Origin of the sequence: Cohnella sp. (assembly GCF_041640265.1) — a bacterium.
Lineage (GTDB): Bacteria > Bacillota > Bacilli > Paenibacillales > Paenibacillaceae > Cohnella.
In genome coordinates, this window is sequence record NZ_JBEQAP010000021.1 from 1 (window position 1) to 19,109 (window position 19,109).

At 42.1% G+C, this 19,109-nt stretch carries 18 protein-coding genes and 2 pseudogenes; 15 read left to right on the forward strand and 5 right to left on the reverse strand.

The features are described 5' to 3' along the window. Window positions 1–120: 120 nt before the first annotated feature. A pseudogene (locus tag ACESLK_RS15900) lies at window positions 121–891 on the reverse strand (DDE-type integrase/transposase/recombinase); the annotation flags it as partial. Window positions 892–932: 41 nt separating this feature from the next. Continuing rightward, window positions 933–1,499, reverse strand: a complete 567-nt coding sequence (locus ACESLK_RS15905; protein ID WP_373230554.1) for a DUF6431 domain-containing protein — start codon at window positions 1,497–1,499, stop codon at window positions 933–935. A 178-nt stretch (window positions 1,500–1,677) separates the two neighbouring features. Between ACESLK_RS15905 and ACESLK_RS15910 the strand changes: the two genes are divergently transcribed. The 9 genes and pseudogenes from ACESLK_RS15910 to ACESLK_RS15950 all read left to right on the forward strand — a co-directional run bounded on the left by ACESLK_RS15910 (window position 1,678) and on the right by ACESLK_RS15950 (window position 8,800). Then, window positions 1,678–1,890, forward strand: coding sequence for a hypothetical protein (locus tag ACESLK_RS15910; RefSeq protein WP_373230555.1), 213 nt, complete (start codon window positions 1,678–1,680; stop codon window positions 1,888–1,890). 96 nt (window positions 1,891–1,986) lie between these two features. After that, a complete protein-coding gene (locus ACESLK_RS15915; protein WP_373230556.1) occupies window positions 1,987–2,181 on the forward strand; it encodes a hypothetical protein in 195 nt (64 codons plus the stop codon). Continuing rightward, entirely contained in the window at window positions 2,157–2,393 is a 237-nt protein-coding gene (locus ACESLK_RS15920) for a GerAB/ArcD/ProY family transporter (protein WP_373230558.1), read from the forward strand. Before ACESLK_RS15915 ends, ACESLK_RS15920 begins: the two co-directional genes overlap by 25 nt. 850 nt (window positions 2,394–3,243) lie before the next feature. Continuing rightward, entirely contained in the window at window positions 3,244–3,849 is a 606-nt protein-coding gene (locus ACESLK_RS15925; protein ID WP_373230559.1) for a hypothetical protein, read from the forward strand. Next, entirely contained in the window at window positions 3,842–3,979 is a 138-nt protein-coding gene (locus ACESLK_RS15930) for a hypothetical protein (protein WP_373230560.1), read from the forward strand. The genes ACESLK_RS15925 and ACESLK_RS15930 overlap by 8 nt, the downstream gene beginning before the upstream one ends. A 145-nt stretch (window positions 3,980–4,124) precedes the next feature. Next, entirely contained in the window at window positions 4,125–4,502 is a 378-nt protein-coding gene (locus tag ACESLK_RS15935) for an Asp23/Gls24 family envelope stress response protein (RefSeq protein ID WP_373230561.1), read from the forward strand. A 243-nt stretch (window positions 4,503–4,745) separates the two neighbouring features. Next, a pseudogene (gene fabF / locus ACESLK_RS15940) lies at window positions 4,746–5,981 on the forward strand (beta-ketoacyl-ACP synthase II). A 533-nt stretch (window positions 5,982–6,514) separates the two neighbouring features. Continuing rightward, complete coding sequence (clpX, locus tag ACESLK_RS15945) at window positions 6,515–7,732, forward strand: ATP-dependent Clp protease ATP-binding subunit ClpX (RefSeq protein ID WP_373230562.1); 1,218 nt, start codon at window positions 6,515–6,517, stop codon at window positions 7,730–7,732. 855 nt (window positions 7,733–8,587) lie between these two features. Further along, on the forward strand, window positions 8,588–8,800 hold the full coding sequence (locus tag ACESLK_RS15950) for a cold-inducible protein YdjO-related protein (protein WP_373230564.1): 213 nt from the start codon (window positions 8,588–8,590) through the stop codon (window positions 8,798–8,800). 305 nt (window positions 8,801–9,105) lie between these two features. Here ACESLK_RS15950 and ACESLK_RS15955 read toward each other — a convergent pair whose 3' ends face one another. Continuing rightward, window positions 9,106–10,041: a substrate-binding domain-containing protein gene (locus ACESLK_RS15955; RefSeq protein WP_373230565.1), complete on the reverse strand. Its 936-nt coding sequence runs from the start codon at window positions 10,039–10,041 to the stop codon at window positions 9,106–9,108. A gap of 205 nt (window positions 10,042–10,246) precedes the next feature. Between ACESLK_RS15955 and modA the strand changes: the two genes are divergently transcribed. The 6 genes from modA to ACESLK_RS15985 all read left to right on the forward strand — a co-directional run bounded on the left by modA (window position 10,247) and on the right by ACESLK_RS15985 (window position 17,541). Continuing rightward, entirely contained in the window at window positions 10,247–11,068 is an 822-nt protein-coding gene (gene modA / locus ACESLK_RS15960) for a molybdate ABC transporter substrate-binding protein (RefSeq protein ID WP_373230566.1), read from the forward strand. Continuing rightward, window positions 11,065–11,742 carry a molybdate ABC transporter permease subunit gene (modB, locus tag ACESLK_RS15965; protein WP_373230567.1) on the forward strand — a complete coding sequence of 226 codons (678 nt, stop codon included), beginning with the start codon at window positions 11,065–11,067 and terminating at the stop codon, window positions 11,740–11,742. The genes modA and modB overlap by 4 nt, the downstream gene beginning before the upstream one ends. A gap of 1 nt (window position 11,743) precedes the next feature. Then, complete coding sequence (locus ACESLK_RS15970; RefSeq protein ID WP_373230568.1) at window positions 11,744–12,841, forward strand: sulfate/molybdate ABC transporter ATP-binding protein; 1,098 nt, start codon at window positions 11,744–11,746, stop codon at window positions 12,839–12,841. Further along, a complete protein-coding gene (locus ACESLK_RS15975; protein WP_373230570.1) occupies window positions 12,838–13,650 on the forward strand; it encodes a sulfite exporter TauE/SafE family protein in 813 nt (270 codons plus the stop codon). Before ACESLK_RS15970 ends, ACESLK_RS15975 begins: the two co-directional genes overlap by 4 nt. 217 nt (window positions 13,651–13,867) lie before the next feature. After that, window positions 13,868–16,837, forward strand: coding sequence for a Tn3 family transposase (locus tag ACESLK_RS15980; RefSeq protein WP_373230571.1), 2,970 nt, complete (start codon window positions 13,868–13,870; stop codon window positions 16,835–16,837). Continuing rightward, on the forward strand, window positions 16,834–17,541 hold the full coding sequence (locus tag ACESLK_RS15985; RefSeq protein ID WP_373230572.1) for a tyrosine-type recombinase/integrase: 708 nt from the start codon (window positions 16,834–16,836) through the stop codon (window positions 17,539–17,541). Before ACESLK_RS15980 ends, ACESLK_RS15985 begins: the two co-directional genes overlap by 4 nt. A gap of 104 nt (window positions 17,542–17,645) precedes the next feature. On the opposite strand, the gene ACESLK_RS15990 is transcribed toward ACESLK_RS15985, so the two are convergent. Both ACESLK_RS15990 and ACESLK_RS15995 read right to left on the reverse strand, forming a co-directional pair. Beyond that, window positions 17,646–18,215 (reverse strand): DUF3231 family protein, encoded by a 570-nt coding sequence (locus ACESLK_RS15990; protein WP_373230573.1) that lies wholly within the window; start codon window positions 18,213–18,215, stop codon window positions 17,646–17,648. 123 nt (window positions 18,216–18,338) lie between these two features. Then, complete coding sequence (locus ACESLK_RS15995) at window positions 18,339–19,058, reverse strand: hypothetical protein (RefSeq protein ID WP_373230574.1); 720 nt, start codon at window positions 19,056–19,058, stop codon at window positions 18,339–18,341. Window positions 19,059–19,109 lie beyond the last annotated feature (51 nt).

Genomic DNA, 19,109 nt, shown 5'->3' on the forward strand with positions numbered 1-19,109 from the left:
TATTTTTGGCATCACATGCCTACCAATAGATTGAATCATTATGTAAAGTTGTTCAAGCTTACACCGCATATTCTATGCGCTTTTTCCACTTCAACTTTACATAACGGCTAGCTTTCCATAACCTGTGGCCTCTGGCGAATAGGGCTTTGCAAATAGTAGTCGTACGCCAAGCTTGGAACAAGCGCGCGTCATCCACTTCGTGCGATACTGCTTCCCATTGTCGAAGTAGACGGCTTCCGGTAGGCCGTATTTCTGAATCGCCTTACGGTAGCAATCCTCGATAATGGTCTTATCCATGACCGGATAGAACTCACCATGCAGTACAAACCGTGTGGCGTCGTCAATAAAGACGACAAGGAATACCTGCTTCTTTGCGCTGTCCGGTCCAATAGGCAGATAGGGTCCGAATTTGATATCCGAATGCCAAAGTCGATTGCGATGACGCTGCTGGAAACGCCTTGCAGCTACGCCGGACTCGGCGTATATTCGCATATGACGTGTGCTGTAACCGCGCGATGCAAGTCTTTCTTGCAAAGTACTTCGCTTGATTTCACCGGGTTGGATCCGGTTTTCCCACTCTAGAATCTGAATGATCTGTGCAACGCTTCGCCCCGGCACTTCTCGGCGCAAGAGGATGGCTTGCTCCATGACTTCTGGCGCGATGTTGCTTGATTCCTGACGGCCTTTACTCTTGGGACGCAATCCGCCGAAGCCTTCCTCACGATACTTTGCCAGGTAACGGCGTAGCGTCCGATCCGATAACCCATGCTGCTCGCAGATCTGCTTCTTTAATGCCTGGGCCTTGGCCGAATCCATTCCCTCCGCCAAGAGTGGTGACAACAACTGTACCCGAAGAGACGCGATTTCTTCTGCTTTCTTCTGATCTTTCATCCGACTCACCTTCCCCGATAGACTTCGAAGCCCAGTCTATCTCAAAGGGATGCGGACAAGAATGCAAAGCGGGTATGTAGCCAACAATTCGCATTGGCGATAGGGCGGACAATTCTCGCCAGCCATCCGGGGGCATTGCCAACGACGTGTCCGATTTTCTGGTGTGCGGTCTGTAGGGCAACGGACGATTGCTCTACAGGATCCTGGTGAAAGCGAGTCGCGAGGGAGGCGAGGCAACCTAACCAATAGGTGGTTCGCTCTTGAACAAAGCTCCGCCAACGATATAATGTGGACTCATCTGCTGCGACTATAAGTGTAGTGATTTCATTTGCAGCTTGCTCTACACAGCTTGATTCGTAATGCTTGTAAGGCACTAGAAAGTCTGGCAACTCATGATGAATGCTACGACATCCCTGACAACGAAGTCTCCGAATAACTAGCGTTCTCTTCTCTCCAGTAGCTCCGATGACCTTTCGTTTCCTACTACCAATAACGGATAATTCCGCTAGGCAGCAAGGAGAAGGAACCATCTCCGTACACCTAACAAAAAACGCCGGCGATCTTCTCAACCAGCTCATACTTTGATACAATGACCATGATGATTGCATTGAGGGATGTCTCCAGTGAACCTGTTCCCGCAGATTCACATGATAGGGGGCATCCTTTTCCTTTACCGAGATACGGTCATTATATTCGGCAACTCCCGGACAGGCAATCCCGCCAGCATCTGGACGTTATGATCTAGCGGCAACAGAAGACATCCTCGGGAAATGGATCACTAGGGGAGTGAATATTTTTATTATCGGTTTCTTTGCAATGGTATCATCCTTAACCGGGCGCGAATTCGGCGATATGGTCATTACCTCTGTATGGAAGAAAACTCTTCTAGAAGTAACAGTTATTATCATGCTTCTTTTGGCAACCGTCACCTCTCGTAAAAGTATTACAGTATTTGCTTATATGCATCATTTTTTCTGCATGCTATCGTCAGACCCGTAGTATTAATTGGCGTACTTTCTTTGAAAATGTAGAGGTGCTTAATCCTCAGCCATCTGGGGAAATGAACCAAAGGAGATGTTTTGAGGCATTTTGATAATGGCTGCATTATTTCAGGGTAAGTTTGTGATGTCGATGGGTATTCCACAAATGCGTCGTCGTGAAAAAGCAATGAAAGCATGCATTTGGGGGATGATGATTGCTGGTGGATTTTATCTTTCGATTGTTACAATTACAATTGCCGTTTTTTTACGGAAGAGACTAAGCTATTGCTCTGGTTTACACTCGAACTAGCCAAAACAATATCGTTACCCGCGAACATCCTTGAGCGTTTGGACGCGGTTTTTCTTGCTGTTTGGGTAACTGCAGTGTTTACGACTTTTTTATCCAGTTATTATTTAACCATACATTACATGAATCAATATTTTAACCTGCGTAATCATAAAATTTTCTCAGGCATAATATTGCCATTCATTGTTAATGGAACTGACAGCCAGTTGGCTTAAGATGCTTTACGGACTCTATACCGTAAAATGCGGTTATCCGGACCGATCATCAGCCAGTGGATCTTATCGCTTGAGTGGGATTCTGAATAACCAATTTCTCATCGATTCTAATGGTCCCAATGATACGGTAATATCTCCTGTTTTCATGTTATCCAATATTGACACTTCATTACCGATGATTGATTGGATTTCGTTAACGGGATTATATCCTTCTGAAAATACATCAAGAATGCGAATTTGTAAGAGATGAGCCAATACTTGAAAGAGTTCAGCCTTAAAATTGTTGTAGTTCTAGATTCATAATTACGTTCTCCCTCATACATTTAAATATATAGATATATCATTTTACAAAATGATTCCCTTATGACATACACATAGGGAGTTATCTATAAAGCTATTTTATGCTCGATTGAATTCTTGATCTGAAATGTTTATAATTTATATATATTCAAATAATCAAATATATATAATAAGACGGAACTTAAACCTAAAGATGAGATACGATGATTGTAATACAGAGGTCCTACGGCATGTACTGAAAAAAATGCATATGAAAGATTTCAAACATTTTAAAGCATCCAGAAAATTATTTTAATGGTTAAATGTACAGAGCTAAAAGTGTATTACTTTTTGAATTAGCATAAGAGGAGTGTTAAAAGATGGGTGGCGCAATTATATTGGGTGTAATTGCTCTTATCATAAAACTAGGCTTGACGTTCTGGGCAACGAATAAAGCATACTCCCGCAGATGGGATGAAGAGGATCAAGGCTAAAAATAGAAGCACATTATGGATAGGAACCTTCTTCTAGGGTGTGAGTACAAATATTAATTTGGAGGGAACCTGATCTAATGACTCAAGCTAGTTCTTTTTTTAAGCAATCCACTGATAATGAGAATCTTACTTCTAGACAGATAGTTATCGAACAAGGTCTTGATTACTTAAAAGGTGTTGGAACAGATCAGATTTGTAACATTTGTATTTCTGATGGAGGATCATGCTGTAAAGGCTGCAGAAACTTGGCCAAAGAAAGTGGTTGCAGACTTCGCAACACAAGTTGTACTTCTTGGTTATGTGGTTTTCTCAGGTTCTTTCTTTATGAAGCAGATCTTCTTGAAGAATGGAATACATTTTGGAGACAAATTCCTGGGCGGGAATATAGGGAAGACTATACCCCAGATTATTTCAAATTTCGAAATACTTTAATTAAACGCAATACCCGCTTTCTGAGTCACGAACTTGCTGAGGATTTGAAGGAATTGTCTAAAAAACATCCCCTACAAGGTTATATTATTGATTTAAGAGAGAAAATCGATCGTAATTTGGATTTGCTATTTGACCGGGAAACCAAACCGGAGAAAAAGGCTCTCATAAAAAGTAATTTAGGGGTATTGTCGAAGGAGTTTTACCGATTTCATATAGCTCTTGAGTCTTACCGCCGACAGACTTATGGCTAATAATGTCAGCTCAATGGATACCGCAGCGGTATCCGCTGGTTTTGTTTATGGTTTTATTACTGCACAATCATTGCTTCCGGTTTATATAAGAAAGTATTGGTGGTTGCAGGAGAAACATTGTAGAAAGTAACAATGGATACGAACCAAGAAAGACAATGGGCTATTCTTGTGGAAAGGGACGAACCTAACTAGCAATTTACATTTATCTCGCCTGATTATCAAATAGTCTAAATCATTATATAGGAACCCAAACATTATTATTGGGAGTGATCCAATTGTCTGAGAAATCTCAATCCGGATTCATACGTATTTCCGAAGAAGTTGTTTCTACTATTGCTGGGCTCGCTGCCCTAGATACACCTGGAATCTCCTCTATGTTTGGTGGGATCTCCAAGGACCTCACTAATCGTCTGAGAGGAAAAACTGCGCAAAAAGGTGTATCTGTCGAGGTTGGAGTGTCGGAAGCTGCCATCGATCTACGTGTCATCGTCAATTATGGTACCGAAATTCAGAAAGTATGCTTGAATCTTCAAGAAAACGTTTGTGAAGCTGTGGAAAATATGACCGGCCTTCGGGTCGCAGAAGTAAACGTAAAGGTAGAAGGCGTAGCATTTAAACTAGAAGAATCTGAAAGTATGCATCGTGGGAAATAAAATTTTCAAATACGGAAAATCCGACGTAAGAAATGAATTTTTCGTTTATCGTAAGTTTTTCGCGTTTTGTTGGATGTATCCCTAAATGAATGTGAATGGTTTGACATTTACACACTCAAGGCTTACTGTAATGATATTTACAAATAAAGTAATATTTGGGATTTTCTATTAGCTCAAAAATCCCCATCAATCAGGGAAGAAAATCGGACTTAAGTTAAAACAAGATTGGAGAAATTACACTTAATGAAAAAACGAGTTGTCATTACAGGTTTGGGAGCAGTTACACCGTTAGGTAACGATTTGGAAACAACTTGGATGGCCGTTAAAAAAGGCAGATCAGGGATTGGGCCTCTAACGCGTAGAAACCCACTTCTCTTTCCGGTAAAAGTGGCTGCTGAAGTAAAGGATTTTGATGTTAGCCTGTATATTGACCCAAAAGAAGCGAAAAAGATGGATCGTTTTACACAGTTTGCTGTGGTCGCAGCACTTCAGGCAGTGGAAGACGCAAATCTGATGATTGGGGAAAATGCTGAAGCAGAACGTGTTGGGATATGGATCGGTTCCGGAATCGGCGGGATGGAGACGTATGAAGAAAACTAGAAAAAATTAATAGAGAGGGGAGCTAAACGGGTTAGTCCGTTTTTTATCCCCATGATGATTCCAGATATAGCCTCAGGCCAGGTTTCAATTCTGATTGGGGCCAAAGGAATTGTCAGTTGTTCGGTAACAGCTTGCGCTTCGGGAGCGAACTCTATCGGAGACGCATTTAAAGTCATACAACGCGGTGATGCCGATGTGATGGTAGCCGGAGGCACGGAGGCGCCAATCACGGATATAGCCATCGCGGGATTTGCTAATATGACGGCATTATCGACCAATCCGGATCCTGCTGCCGCAAGCAGACCATTCGATAAAAACAGAGATGGATTTGTGATGGGAGAAGGCGCAGCCATTCTGATTCTGGAAAGTTTAGAGTCCGCATTGAGGCGAGGAGCAAAAATATATGCCGAGATCATCGGCTATGGTGCTTCGGGGGATGCCTATCATATCACGACTCCGGCCCCTCAAGGGGAGGGAGCAGCAAGATCGATGAAGTTTGCACTTCATGATGCAGGATTGATATTCAACGAAGTCGATTATATCAATGCTCATGGCACCAGCACTCATTATAACGATCTTTATGAAACCCAGGCGATCAAATCGGTTTTCGGCGAACATGCCTACAAACTTGCGGTCAGCTCGACCAAGTCCATGACAGGCCATATGTTGGGCGCTTCAGGAGCGGTTGAAGCTTTATTTTCAGTAAAAGCGATTGAAGAAGACATCCTTCCACCTACCATCAATTATGAGACACCTGATGAACAATGCGATCTGGATTACGTTCCTAATATTTCTCGAAAAGGGGATATTAAAGTCGCAATTTCAAATTCGTTGGGATTTGGTGGGCATAATGTAACGCTTGCGTTTAAAAAATATTGAATCATTTAGTCGCTAATTCATGCATATTTTGGGAGCGGTTCTGTCTGATCATGAGCGGTAAATACTCCCGAATGATTAACAATATACTGAGCGGAACGGAACGCTGGCTCGAAATTGAGGATATCCAAGAACTGATCCGTTAAGCCTGCCTCGACATCCAAAGCCACTTGCGTGGGCTATTCCATAATTCGTCTGACGGCTTCGTGACACTGGAATGGGATTTACTACGATACGATGTAATTTAATAAGCCCTATATATTGATCAATTTTCGTCGGCTTGGCTGTTAACATGAACTGGCTTTTGCTTACATCGGGATCCGAATGCAAATGCTTTCGCTGCTGCATGGGAATTAGATCATTAAGATCAAGCAACAATTGAATCAAATTTATGCAGCAAGAATACCAACCTTTGAAAAAAATCGAGTGCGATACCGACAAGGGATTTCTTTATGAATGTTGAGGAGGTCAAGTCATATTTACCTGATCGATGCGGTCATTGGCCATAACGAGCTGATTTAGGAAGGAGTAATCCGATGTTTAAATTTAACGTTGAGATAGGGAAGTTGAAATGTTCCTTCTGCGGCAAGTCCCATGATCAGGTCCATAAGATTGTTACAGGGCCAGGCAAAAATATTTGTGATGAATGCATCGAACTGTTTACGAAAATCGTTGAGGAAGAGACTGGATACGAATATCTGGATTTAGTGAACATACCGAAGCCGAAGGAAATCAACAATATCTTGGATCAGTACGTCATCGGTCAGGATCTGACGAAAAAGTCACTTTCAGTTGCCGTATACAACCATTACAAACGTATAAACTCGCTAAACATGAAGAAAGATGTGGAGCTTCAGAAGAGCAATATTCTCCTCATAGGACCGACCGGTAGCGGTAAAACGCTGCTTGCACAAACTCTCGCTAAAATTTTAAACTTGCCGTTCGCCATCGCAAACGTGACTTCTTTGACGGAAGCCGGTCATGTCGGCGAAGAAGTCGAAAATATTTTGCTTAAGCTGATTCAAGCCGCTGATTACGATGTAAAAAAAGCAGAACTCGGTATCATTTACATTGATGAAATTGATAAAATAGCCCGTAAATCAGACAATCGATCGATTAGCCGGGACGTTTCTGGTGAAGGCGTGCAGCAGGCGTTGCTGAAAATATTAGAAGGGACGGTTGCCTCTGTTCCTCTACAAAGAGGGCGCAACCATCCGTACCTGGAATTCATCAAAATTGACACGAGAAACATCCTATTTATTTGCGGAGGAGTGTTCGACGGTTTGGAGGAGCTTATTAAGCGTCGGATCGGCAAAAAAGTGATCGGCTTCAGTACGGACGGTATGAAAGCCACCTTGAATACGAGGGAGTATTTGTTGATGATTTTACCGGAAGATTTGCTGAAATTCGGTTTGATTCCAGAATTCGTTGGCCGGTTGCCTATCATTTCAACGCTGGATCCGTTGGATGAAGCGGCATTAGTTCGCATCCTGACAGAACCGAAAAATGCGCTGGTTAAGCAATATCAGAAGTTGCTTGAAATGGACAACGTATCGCTAGAGTTTACTCCCGATGCACTTGAAGTTATCGCCAAAGAAGTGATCAAGCTGTATACCGGAGCAAGGGGCTTGCGAGCAATTATCGAGAGCATAATGCTTGAAGTCATGTATGAAGCGCCATCTCGTACGGACATTAACAATTATACATTGACTATAGAAAAATTGCAGGAAAAAATCGCGCAGATAAAACATTGATTTCGTAGATTAGGCCAGCCTGCCAAAAATAAGTTCCAGGAATACTTTTAAGCCGTTCCAATGCTACATAACCGTTCATTCCAGTAAGTTTATTAGCGGATCTGAATATATCTGTAAAGTTTGTATCACGAATGGAGGTTCTGTTGGCAAACGTAGGAGCGGGAGAGTATCAAAACGATGTCAAGGACACGACTCTCGTTGAATTTGACAACCGTGCGATTGAGGCTTGAAGCGTTATTATCAGTAATGTTTATTACTCTTACTAGGTTTTGGCTAAAGAAGATTTTCAGAAAGATGAATTTTTCTATCGATTCGATCCCGGCTAATCTAAGGGAGAATTATTCAATCGATTGCTATCAAGCTACGCTTCAATCGCTACCATCACGTCACGTATTCTGAAGTAATTTTAGGAGGAACTAAGAGTGGCATTTGCATTTACAGTCTTTGTATGCACCATGATTGTTATTATCATGTCAATAATAAGTATTCAGGTTGTAGTTCAAGCGTACAAATTCAAGCATACTACTGATCCAATTAAATTAGACGTTGAAAAAAAACAGGAGCACACAAAGTCAGAAGACTGAATTTCACTCAGGTTCGTTCTGTATGGTAGCTAAGCCGCAAATGGACAAGAACTTTTCGCAAATGACATACAATATGGTGGGAAAATTGTTAGCAGCGGTACTGTTCGATTATGAGTGTAAATTCCCCCGAATTATTTATAATAAAACGAAGTTGAATGGAACGCTGATCAGCAATTGAAGGCACCAAACACCGATACGTACGCGTCGACATCCAGAAGGCACTTGCGGGGGCTTTTCCATATGACAGTAGCATACATATTAATTATAATGTTTGAGGGAGGGAGCACTAATAAAATCTTCTTTTTTTAATAAACCAGAAATTCCAGAGCAGGAGTCACCAATTTGGATTTGCAGTCAGGAAGGTATTTGCAAAGTCTGGATCCGGGAGAATTTTACGTTTGAAAAAATTCCAATCTGTCCTGTTTGCGGTTCAAACATGGTTCATGGCATTAAAGTGCTTCCTGTTTTGAAGAATGAATCCTAGTTCACACTATTAATCACGAGATTTTTCATTCACAGCATCGGTAAGCAATGAAGAGATTCTTACGGACAAGGGGGTTGCCCTTTACATCGAACCAAAATCTTCTAATCATCCCAATCTACGGTATCACGATTGAGGATGGCTACCTTACTAAACTGTAAACCAGGGCTCAGTATAAGGGGTAATACCAGCGTAGCTGACACCACCCGCAAACACATGGAAACTGTTGGTATTTATTTGAATAGTAACTAAACTACATAAATGGACGAAAATCGGTCGCTGAACATCGTCCAGTTTCGTCAAAAATTTTATATTTCCCCCATAATCTCTCCTGTTTTAGAAATATCATATCCACCCAAGCCCATCACTTCTTCCCGAAATTCTACCGATTGGATGACCGACAGCAATGTTTGAAAGTTTGCTTTCTCCAAATCGTCACTATAAAAGACGAGATCATACCGTTCTTTCTTTAGAGGAACAAATTCTACTCCTGGAACCTGCAATGCCGCTTTTTCTGTTCCCAGTCCTACATCTGCAATTCCCCTTGCAACAGCGCTCGCTACAGCAATATGGCTCATTTCCTCAACCTTGTACCCATTAACTAATTTTGAATCCAAATTTAAATTTCGTAGTTGTTCATCAAGCAGTACCCTGGTACCTGAACCCTTTTCCCGATTTACAAACGTTATATCTTCTTTTATGAGGTCTTGCCAATCTCTAATGGCCTTCGGATTACCGGGAGCAACATAAAATCCTTGGGTACGGTACACCAAGTTCACGATGACTGCATGTTGACCAGGCAGAAAACGTCGTACATAGGGGATATTGTATTCCTCGGTTTCACCGTCCCAAAGATGAGCCGCCGTTAAATTGGCTGTACCTCTATACAATGAAAGTAGGCCGTCGATACTTCCCACGTAAGAGCGCAAAGAGCGCAACATAGGGTTCTTTTTTTCAAGATGACGAGCCAATACATCTAGGACAATATCTTGTCCGCATATAATTAAGCCTTGGTTTTCCAAAATTAACTTCTCTACCGATACCTGCATGTTTGTGCTAGTTACCTTCATGGTGGGTTGAGATGAACGTGTATAAGCCTCAAGATCAGCAGGACTGATCCTAATCTTTTTTCCAACTCGATAGGAAGGGAGTTCCCCGCGTTTGATGAGTTCATATACCGTTCCTTTTGAAATTTTCAGCGTCTTGGCGACTTCTTCAGGTGAATATGATAACGAATCGGTCATTTTGGCACCCCATTAGTTGATTATTAATTCTTCTTGTTAATTTTCCTGACATATCATAAACTAGTACCTAAATACGGTTTAGTCATGTTTCGTTACGTTTTGTTATGTTCCCCTTTCGATCATGCTCACTAATATTATAAAGCATTTGATCGATGGCGCACATGGACTAGCTGTAAACATAAGTTTATGAAAGGAACGGACAGGAATGAGAAGACTGGCTTTACAAGTTGCTCTGGCAGGTACTCTGCTGATCACAGTAGTCGGCTGTAGTTCTGGGAACAAGATGCAGGAAACAAATTCCCAGCCCCTCGCACCTTCAACGAAGGTTGAACAAAAATTAACGGTCGCAGCTGCTTCAGATTTAACTATGGCATTCAAAGAAATTGGACAAGTTTTTGAAAAGAACACAAATAGTAAGATTGAGTTTAATTTCAGTTCCACAGGTACATTAGCCCAGCAAATTGAGAATGGAGCTCCCTTTGACGTATTCGCTGCAGCAAATATTAGCTTTGTTGATGGTCTAAAGGAGAAAGGTAAGGTCATTGCAGATACCCAACAACTGTACGCCCAGGGCAGAATTGGACTAGCGACCACCGTAAAAAGCACGTTACAGATCAAAGAATTAAAGGACTTGCTCGATCCCCAAATCAAAAAAATCGCTATTGCAAATCCTGATCATGCGCCTTACGGTTTGGCTGCAAAGCAAGCTCTGCAAAAAGCGGGCTTATGGGACCAACTGCAGGACAAACTGGTTTTTGGCAAGAACATATCTGAAACACTTACTTTTATTACAACGGGTAACGCAGAAGCAGGAATCATTGCACAATCCATTGCTAAGCCAGATGAAACACGATTCCAACTCATCGATCCATCCCTGTATGACCCGCTGAATCAAGCGATTGCCGTCATTAAAGGTACATCGCAGGAAGAGCTCGCAAGACAGTTTGTCCTATTCGTCAATGAACCCGACAGCAGAAAAATCATGCAAAAATATGGTTTCGCTCCTCCCCCAGAGCTTAAGAAATGAGTCAGTTAAATCTTTTTCCCTTGTTCTTGTCTCTTAAGGTAGCTTTCATGGCTGCGCTGGTTGGTATAGCCTTCGGCTTGCCGATTGCTTATTATTTAAGCAAATCAAAAAGCAAGTTATCTGATCTCATTGACACCATACTTACGATACCGGTTGTATTGCCTCCAACCGTTTTAGGCTACTACTTGTTAGTTCTTCTTGGCAGACAAAGCCCGATCGGTCAATTCTTAGAAGAACGTTTTCAGATTATGATTGTGTTTACGCCGACAGGAGCCGTGATCGCGGCATCTGTCGTTTCCATTCCGTTTCTGATTAAATCTGCAAGAACGGCCTTCTCCGAAATCAGCCGCGACATTATTCATGCCGCAAAATTGCTCGGAAGAAGCGAATGGAGCATTTTTTTCAGTATTATTGTTCCGCTGGCATGGCGTGGAACCGTTTCTGGTGTCATACTCGCTTTTGCCAGGGCGCTAGGAGACTTCGGTACCACCTTGATGGTTTCCGGGAGCATTCCAAATAAGACACTGACAATGCCGATTGCGATTTATGATACCATGCAATCGGGCGATAAAGAGATGACCAATTTATTGGTCATGATTATGACGGGCGTGGCAGTAGTATCATTATTTTCGTTAAACCGATTGGAAAAAAGATGGGGAAGGAGAACCTGGTGACATGTTGGATGTAGCCTTTTCCAAAAACCTGAAAGATTTCTCTCTATCCTCTACTTTTTCAGCTGGTAAAGAAATACTTGGGATCTTGGGACCGTCCGGATGCGGAAAAAGTCTGACCCTCCAATGTATTGCCGGTTTAACGGTGCCGGATGCGGGAAAGATCATTTTAAACGAGAGGGTACTTTTTGATTCCAGCCAAGGGATTCATGTTGCCCCCCGATTCCGGAAAATCGGATATGTGTTTCAACAATACGCTTTATTCCCACATCTTACAGTAGCCCAAAATATCGCATATGGTATTGGCAATGTAACGCGTAAAGAACGGGCGACTTATGTAGGAGATATGATTGAAAGAATGCAATTGACCGGTCTGTCCGATCGATATCCAAGCCAGTTATCGGGAGGACAGCAGCAGCGCGTTGCTCTTGCTCGGACTCTGGTTACGAACCCCGAGTTGTTACTTTTAGACGAACCCTTCTCAGCAGTTGATAATCATGTGAAGCACATTCTTGAACAAGAACTTCTTGAGATCATCCGAAACAATTACTCCGGAACCGTTCTCCTAGTCACTCATAACATTGAAGAGGCATTCCGACTTTGCAATCGGATTATGATGTATGCGAACGGTCGTGTCGTACAGATCGGATCGAAAGAGGAGATTGTTCATCGTCCTGTAAATTTAACCGCGGCCCGAATTACGGGATGCAAAAATTTACTACCAGTCATCATTAATAGCAAGGACAGTTATCATTGGATGGTCAGCACCAAAGGAATGCAGCTCAGAGTAAAAGCGTGCGAAACGGTAACTTCAAAAAAAATTGCAGGGTTTAGCTCTCATCATGTCCGTTTAAGTACAGAACCGATTCAAGCAGTCAACAGTTTTAAATGTCGTTTTTTAGACGTTATAGAGGGGATATACAGTGCTACGGTTTGGGTAGAGTGCTTGGGGAACCGGATTCAAGTGGAAGTTCCGCTCGATGAATGGAAGCGAACGCTGATTAATCAACCTTGTAATATGTATCTTCAAATTCCGGTAGAACACATTTTCTTGGTCGATGATGATGTTCTGTCCCAAGCAGAAGGAAATGGTGAAATATGATGAATGGAAAAAAATCGTTACTCGCATTGCTTACAGGCGCCCCTATCGGTTGTTTAGGTGGCCTAATTGGACTAGGAGGAGCGGAATTCCGACTCCCCGTATTGATGGGATTATTTAAGTATTCCGCACGACAAGCTGTTCCTCTGAACTTGGCGGTAAGCCTAATTACACTGTTGTCATCCTTAGTTTTTCGACTGCCGAACGCTCCCTTAAATCAACTTGTTATCCACATACCTGTCATACTCTCCCTCATTGTCGGAGGAATGATAGGAGCTTATAAAGGGGCGCAATATTCCAAACATTTGTCTGAACAGGCATTGGAAAAAGTAATACTAATACTGCTCATAGGAATCGGCTTATTACTTATTACAGAATCGTTCTATCCTGTGGTTACAGGAGGGATACCCATGCCAGTTTTGCTTTCGTTTGTAGTTGGGGTCGCCTTGGGATTAGGCATTGGAATCGTCAGCAGTTTACTTGGCGTGGCTGGCGGAGAACTGATTATACCAACATTGATTCTTGTTTACGGGCTTGATATTAAAATAGCCGGAACGGCCAGCATCATTATTAGTTTGCCTACAGTATTAATCGGGTTGCTTCGGCATCGTTCCAACGGAGCATTTTCGGATAATCAGGAAGTGAGAACCCTTGTCCTGCCGATGGGTATCGGATCAATAATCGGCTCATTCATTGGTGGTGCCCTGATTGTTTATGTATCCAGTGGTGTCCTAAAATTGGTTTTGGGAACGATATTAATCATTTCAGCTGTGAAAATGTATCTCAAGTCAAAACGTAAACATTCGATATAATGATTTGACCGATGGAGTTGCTACCAAATGAGCAACTTCATTTTTATTGCAATCAAATAAACTTTGTATTCTATCGAAGTTCCGAATTCATTTTTGGAAACGGAATATCATCAATTTTAACTTTTTATTGTGCAGCTTTTGGTGTTAACCTATACTGAAAACAACAATAAAGTGCCGATACTTACTGTTGTAGGAACTTTACTTTGGAGGGGATAACATGAAGCGAAATTGGGAACTGGACGAATTAATCGAACATTTTACGATCCTACCGAATGAGATGAGGCTGATCGAGAACAAGACTGGGGAAACCAGGATTGGATTTGCCGTACTACTCAAGTTTTTTCAAAATGAAGCCCGTTTTCCAACCCATAAGTACGAAGTTCCCAAAGCGGTTATCGCGTACATTGCAAAACAAATCTTTTCTGAGCCGGAATTATATGCTCAGTACGATTGGACCGGTCGTTCGATCACGTACCATCGAACACAGATCCGGGAGTTCTTCGGGTTCCGCGAGGATACGATAGAGGATGCTCAGGAAATGACAGAATGGCTATGCCAACATGTTCTGCATCACGATCATGAATTTGAGCATTTAAAGGAACGCGTTTACCGTCGATTCCATGAATTAAAAATCGTGCCTCCCACGCTGGACCGCATTGAACGGTTGATCCGTTCTGCCATTTACACCTATGAAGAATCCTTCTTCCAATCGACATACCAAAAGCTGCCTTCCACGTCTTTAGCACAGTTGGACTCCCTGATTGATAGCATTTCGTATTTAGAGATGGACGAAGATGAAGCCGCCAGTGACGGCGGCATGCAAATATCATTTAATGAGTTAAAGGCAGACCCCGGTCGAGCTGGGGTGGATAGCGTGCTGAAGGAGGTAAACAAGTTGCGGACAATTCGCAATTTGGGGCTTCCAGATGATTTATTTCGAGACATTCCCCATAAGTTGCTGAAAAAGTATCGGCAGCGCGTTTCTACTGAGGATCTGCGCGAGCTGCGCCGACATCCCGATCCGATTCGGTATACGCTGTTATCAGCTTTCTTTTGGTTACGCTGCATGGAAATATCGGACAACCTGGTCGATCTGCTTATTCAAATTATTCACCGTATCGGGGTACGTGCTGAACGAAAGATCGAAAAGGAAATTCTGAACGATCTACGACGAGTCAGCAACAAGTACGGCATTTTATTTAACATGGCACAGACGGCCATCGAGCATCCGGAAGGAATCATTAAAGATGTCCTATACCCAGTTGTAAACGAACAAACACTAAAAGATTTGGTCAAAGAGTTTAAGCATACTGGACCGGCATACCGCGAAAAAATCCATACGGTCATCCGTGCCTCCTACGGAAGCCATTACCGCCGGATAGTTCCTGAAATTCTTAGTATTCTTGATTTTCGTTCTAATAACGACGTTCACCGTCCGGTTATCCTCGCGCTCGAGCTAATCAAGAAATACACTCAAACGGGAATGCACTATTTTCCCGTAACCGACGAAATTCCGATTAATGGGGTGATCCGTAATAACTACAAAGAAATTATCATCGAAAAAGATGAAAAGGGACAAGAACGAGTAAACCGGATCAACTATGAAATCAGCGCCTTGCAAATGCTCCGGGATAAATTACGATGTAAAGAAATTTGGGTATCCGGAGCGAACCGGTATCGAAATCCGGATGAGGATCTGCCGGTAGACTTCGAGGAACGCCGGGAGGAAAACTACAAAGCTTTAAATCAACCATTGGATGCAGATTCTTTTATCACTGCGCTTAAGCAGGAAATGGTTCAAGGTCTTGAAAAATTAAACGAGGGAATGCCGAAAAACCCTAAAGTACGGATTACTGATAAAGGTAAAGGATGGATCTCGGTTTCTCCGTTAGAACCGCAAGCAGAGCCGGTTAATTTAATCCGGATCAAAGGTGAAATTACGCGCCGCTGGCCAATGACAAGCTTGCTGGATATTTTGAAGGAAACCGATTTACGTATTTCGTTTACAGAAATGTTCAAAACGGTGGCCCATCGAGAGATTTTAGACCGGAATACCCTGCAAAAGCGGTTGATCCTATCTCTTTACGGTTTGGGAACGAATACCGGTTTAAAGCGTGTTAGCGCCGGTGATCACGGTGAAAGCTATAAAGATCTCCTATATGTCCGACGCAAATTCATTCACAAGGATAACCTTCGCAATGCGATTTCCGAAGTGGTAAACGCTATTTTCAAAGTACGGATGCAGGAAATATGGGGTGAGGGAACAACTTCTTGCGCCTCCGATTCAAAGAAATTCGGGGCGTGGGACCAAAACCTCATGACTGAATGGCACATCCGGTACCGCGGCCGCGGTGTTATGATTTATTGGCATGTGGAGAAAAACTCGACGTGCATCTACTCGCAACTTAAATCGTGTTCCTCATCAGAAGTCGCCGCGATGATGGAAGGGTTGTTGCGCCACTGCACCGATATGGAAGTAGAGAAAAATTATGTTGATTCACATGGACAGAGTGAGGTTGCATTTGCCTTTTGTTATTTACTTGGTTACAAACTCATGCCCCGATTAAAAGCTATCCATACACAAAAGTTATATCGTCCGGATCTAGGAATGACTGATGCATATGCGAACCTGCAGCATGTACTTACGCGCCCGATTAATTGGGAACTGATCCGTCAGCAATATGATCAAATGATGAAGTATGCAACAGCTTTACGGCTTGGTACAGCTGAAACGGAAGCCATTCTGAAAAGGTTTACCCGGAACAACTTGAAGCATCCAACGTATCAGGCGCTAGGCGAGTTGGGTAAGGCAGTTAAAACCATTTTCCTTTGTGAATATTTGCATTCGGAAGAATTGCGCCGGGAGATTAATGCTGGTTTAAATGTAGTAGAAAATTGGAATTCAGCCAACGGGTTTATCTTCTATGGCAAGGGTGGAGAAATTGCCACCAATCGCATGGAAGATCAAGAGATGGCCGTTTTATCTCTTCACCTACTTCAAAATTGCTTAGTCTACATTAATACCATCATGTTCCAGAATGTTTTATCGGAGAAGAAGTGGTTTGATCTAATGATACCGGAAGATTTGCGTGCGGTGACACCCTTAATCTATACACACGTTAATCCATATGGCACATTCCGATTGGACATGAAGGAAAGACTTCCATTGGAAGGTGAACTGGCATGATTGAAAAGCGCGTATCCGCAAAAAAGAAAGCCCGGGAACTGGTGAAGTATCTTCGCGCAGAACGACCGGACTATGCTTACTTAAAATGTTTGTTTCAGCACTTAAGAAGCGAGCTTGAAATTGAGGTTCCAAAATCATCAAAAAAGCTGCCTTACGTGCCGACAGAAGAAGAATTAAAAAGATACTATGAAGTGGTTTGGAAGGCCAAGAATTTTCAGGACATGATGATCGTGAAAACCCTCATGTATACTGGTGTACGAGTCAGTGAGTTAATCAGCATTAAGCTGGCGGACATCGATTTTCATTACTGTCAGATCAGGATCAACAAAGGAAAGGGCAGTAAAGACCGCATTGTTCCATTTCCTCAGACTTTCAAAGAACTGCTGGCCATGCACGCAGATTCGATGAAAAAGAAGCAAGCGGCCTATTTGTTTGAGTCCTCATGGAAGAAAAAGTACACGGACAGGGGAATCCGCAAGATTTTGGCCAAATATTCAGAGGAGGCCAAATTAGCTCAAAACCTGTCTCCTCATAAACTACGTCACTTTCTATTAACCTGGCTAAAAAAGCAAGGCATCGATGACGCGCTGATTCAACCATATTCCGGTCATGAAAGCAGAAAGTCGTTAGAAGTTTATTCAAAGCTGGCGATTACCGATGCACAAAATGAATATAACGAGGTAATTAATAAATTCCCAATTTAATCCATTCGTTTGCGGGTGGTGTCAGCTACGCTGGTACTACCCCTATAAGGCATATAAATGAACAAATCCAGCATCTTTGCAGCACTGGATTTGCTCAATAAATATCATAAACTGTTTTCACTTTGGGCTGGCAACCCTGATTGGTAAAAGTAAGGCGGCTTTTTAAGCCAACCTCGTTTTTCCATCAATGTTTTGACAGTGGTTCCAAACATCATTTTGTCCGCTTGAAATTTAAAAAACATTAAACCTACATCGCTGCGAAGAGATTGGATAGCAGAGTTAGCACAAATCGATGCAGCGTAAGCTAAATTTATTGCTACGGCATTAGCTAATTCTTTATCCGTAAATTTAGCACCCATTGGAATGGCGTTAGGATCAGACTTTGGCTTGATTTGTGGTCCATCCGGCAATGGAATACCTTCTTTTCCCATGAAATCTTTGATTAGTTTTTCATGGGATTGAGTGATTTTTAAAGCTTCTTGACAAAGTTCCGTTAATTCTTTGTCGGTTGTCGTGTTGAGAGCTACACTTTCGTAGTTAATAATGTCTTGGATAAAAGCAAGGTATGTCCAACAAGACATTACTTCTCCCACATGTAATGGAGGCTTTTCACCATCCGACAACGACTTAATCACACTTGACGTCGCTTCCAGAATTCCTGACAAAGTTGGCACACTTCTTTACCTCCTCTAGTTAGCTATATTGTGCCGAATTTCTATTTTTTTTGATGCAAAAAGAGATGTGCATTTCTGCACGCTCTTATAAAGTACCCGTTCAAAAGTCCATTGTTAATTTATTTATCTCGGGTAAAATTCACTTAATGCTTTGTGAAAATGATGAAAATGGCTCGATAAAATTTTTATGTTTCTTTTTATTTTTGTTTCCCTCGCAGGATCATTTTTGCAGTAAGTTAATTGGTCAATATTTTTATCAATTTTCTCCCTAAGTGTAAGAATGAATCCAATCGCGATATGTGAACGAGCCAACTCATGAAGATCGGAAGCAAGTGCCTCACTAAGAACTCTCATGTTTTGGATGTGTAATGATTTTTGAGTGAAAAAATATTCCGGGGTGAAATCCTCACGATAATCCTGACCAGGAACTTGATCCCAAAAATCATTCCATTCCTGTAAAAGTCCCGTTTCATACAACATATATTTAAGAAATCCACATAACCATGCGGTGCAACTTGTATTACGCTTTTGACATCCAACTCCATTCGAAAGATGCCGACAACCACTGCAACAAGAACCGCCGTTAGAAATGCAAACTTTACAAATATGGTCCGATCCCATTTCCTGCAGAAAATTCATTCCATTCTCAATGACCATCGACCTGCTTACAAGTTTCGGTAATTTATTAAGGGGTTGCGAATTTCTTGTTGATTGATCACTGATCGTGAAGCCAGGCATTCGCATCCACTCCATTTTAAAATGATTAACAATCAAATATTCAAAAGTTTGAATATAAAAGGCATTATACCCCACATGAAAACAAATGACAACCGCAGCAATCAATCATTCTCAAACAGAAAGCCTGCCAAAAGAATCCCCATGATACTGAACCAT

Coding starts and splice junctions, on each gene's coding strand:
- ACESLK_RS15930 (WP_373230560.1), top strand. CDS start 3,842: ATGGCTAATAATGTCAGCTCAATGGATACCGCAGCGGTATCCGCTGGT.
- ACESLK_RS15905 (WP_373230554.1), bottom strand. CDS start 1,499: ATGCAATCATCATGGTCATTGTATCAAAGTATGAGCTGGTTGAGAAGA.
- modB (WP_373230567.1), top strand. CDS start 11,065: ATGAGTCAGTTAAATCTTTTTCCCTTGTTCTTGTCTCTTAAGGTAGCT.
- ACESLK_RS15980 (WP_373230571.1), top strand. CDS start 13,868: ATGAAGCGAAATTGGGAACTGGACGAATTAATCGAACATTTTACGATC.
- clpX (WP_373230562.1), top strand. CDS start 6,515: ATGTTTAAATTTAACGTTGAGATAGGGAAGTTGAAATGTTCCTTCTGC.
- modA (WP_373230566.1), top strand. CDS start 10,247: ATGAGAAGACTGGCTTTACAAGTTGCTCTGGCAGGTACTCTGCTGATC.
- ACESLK_RS15985 (WP_373230572.1), top strand. CDS start 16,834: ATGATTGAAAAGCGCGTATCCGCAAAAAAGAAAGCCCGGGAACTGGTG.
- ACESLK_RS15970 (WP_373230568.1), top strand. CDS start 11,744: ATGTTGGATGTAGCCTTTTCCAAAAACCTGAAAGATTTCTCTCTATCC.
- ACESLK_RS15915 (WP_373230556.1), top strand. CDS start 1,987: ATGGCTGCATTATTTCAGGGTAAGTTTGTGATGTCGATGGGTATTCCA.
- ACESLK_RS15975 (WP_373230570.1), top strand. CDS start 12,838: ATGATGAATGGAAAAAAATCGTTACTCGCATTGCTTACAGGCGCCCCT.
- ACESLK_RS15955 (WP_373230565.1), bottom strand. CDS start 10,041: ATGACCGATTCGTTATCATATTCACCTGAAGAAGTCGCCAAGACGCTG.
- ACESLK_RS15925 (WP_373230559.1), top strand. CDS start 3,244: ATGACTCAAGCTAGTTCTTTTTTTAAGCAATCCACTGATAATGAGAAT.